The sequence below is a fragment of the Micromonospora sp. NPDC050200 genome (assembly GCF_040656135.1).
Classification (GTDB): Bacteria; Actinomycetota; Actinomycetes; order Mycobacteriales; family Micromonosporaceae; genus Micromonospora.
Genome location: NZ_JBFALG010000169.1, coordinates 1 through 1497, shown reverse-complemented (window position 1 = coordinate 1497; position 1497 = coordinate 1). Strand labels below are relative to the sequence as shown.

The 1497-nt window shown below is 62.9% G+C and carries 1 protein-coding gene; it reads right to left on the bottom strand.

Going from position 1 to position 1497, the window contains the following annotated elements:
* Positions 1-1187 (bottom strand): reverse transcriptase/maturase family protein (locus AB0I41_RS35180; RefSeq protein ID WP_357115810.1); only part of this gene is annotated, 1187 nt, incomplete at its 3' end.
* Between the last annotated feature and the right edge of the window lie 310 nt (positions 1188-1497).

Here is a 1497-nt window from a genome sequence, read left to right as displayed (position 1 = left end):
GGTTTGCCCTGTCTCCGCAGGTAGGAACGGCATCTGGCGTTGACGGCTTCCGGTGGCACGCCCAGGGCGATGGAACCGTTGAGTGACCGGCCGCCTTTGGTGTGCCAGGTGTCGGCCTGCCGGGTCCAGATGTCGTAGCCGAGGAACCGCGCCTTGTGGGTGCGGGCGTGAGTGATCAAGGTTTTCTCGGTGGAGAGGTCGAGCTTCAGGCCGTCGCGCAGGAACGCGGCGAGCTCGTTCTTGATCTGTTCGGCTTCGGCCTTGGTGCCGGCGAACCCCAAGAGGTGATCGTCGGCGTAGCGGATGTAGCGCAGCCGGCGGTAGTCCGGGTCGTGGACGTCTTTGCTGGGGATCGACTGCTGGATTTTGCGGAAGGCGATGACCTTGTCACGGTCGCTTTTGCTTTTCCAGTAGCGGATTCTCGCGGTGACGTTGCCGTATGCCCGGTTGTTCCGTCGGGCTGTTCCGCGTGTCCAGGCCGGAACCAGTTCCTGTTCCACGAAGGTATCGAGACGGTCGAGATAAATGTTGGACAGGATCGGCGAGACAACCCCACCTTGTGGCGCGCCGGAATGAGTGGCGTGCCACCTCCAGTCTTCCAGGTATCCCGCCCGTAACATGCCCTTTACCAGTTGCAAGAACCGCTGGTCTTGGATCTGCTCGGCAAGGATCGCGAGCATGACCTCGTGGTCGAGACTGCCGAAGCAATCAGCGATGTCACCTTCGATGAACCAGGTTGTGCCCGTCCATGTCGAGGCGATCTCGTCGAGAGCGGTATGGCAGCCCCGCCCGGCTCGGAACCCGTGAGACCTGGCCGAGAACTGCGGCTCGTAGTACGCCTCCAACAGCAGACGCACCACCTCGCCGACCAGCTTGTCCGACCAGGCAGGCAGCCCGAGGGGCCGCCGGGTTCCGTTCTTCTTGGGGATGTAGACCCGGCGGACCGGAGTGAACCGGTATCGCTCGGCGCGGAGCCGAGCGACGATATCCCGGATCGTTTCCAGACTCATTCCGTCGGGGGTCTCCCCGTCGGCCCCGGGCGTCATCGCGCCGTCGTTGGCGTAAATTCTCCCGTAAGCCACCAGAAACAACTGTTCGTTGAACAGTTGCCGATACAGCCGCTCCAGGGGAAGTTTCCTCCGTCCCCTGTCACGCAGGACTTTGAGTACCGTGTCAGCGCTCTGCATTACGCATACCTCCACCGTTTCTCACAGTCCGCATCACCTGTGCCCCTTCGCCCTGTGAACGGCTTTCCCGTTCTCCCTGGCCGGGCGTTACTCCGGCGACTACTACGGGCACTCCGACACCGCCAGCCGTACTGGGACGGTGATCCCACGTTCGTCTCTGACACACGTTCAGCGCGGCCCAGGCGCCCCACTCATCTCCTTGAATGCCCTCGTTGGGCATCGCTCCCGCCGCAAAGGTTGACCAGGGTGAACCAGTACACCCCGGCCACGACGGGCACCGGTTCCAGGTGCCGTTCCGGTCGCAGTAAAG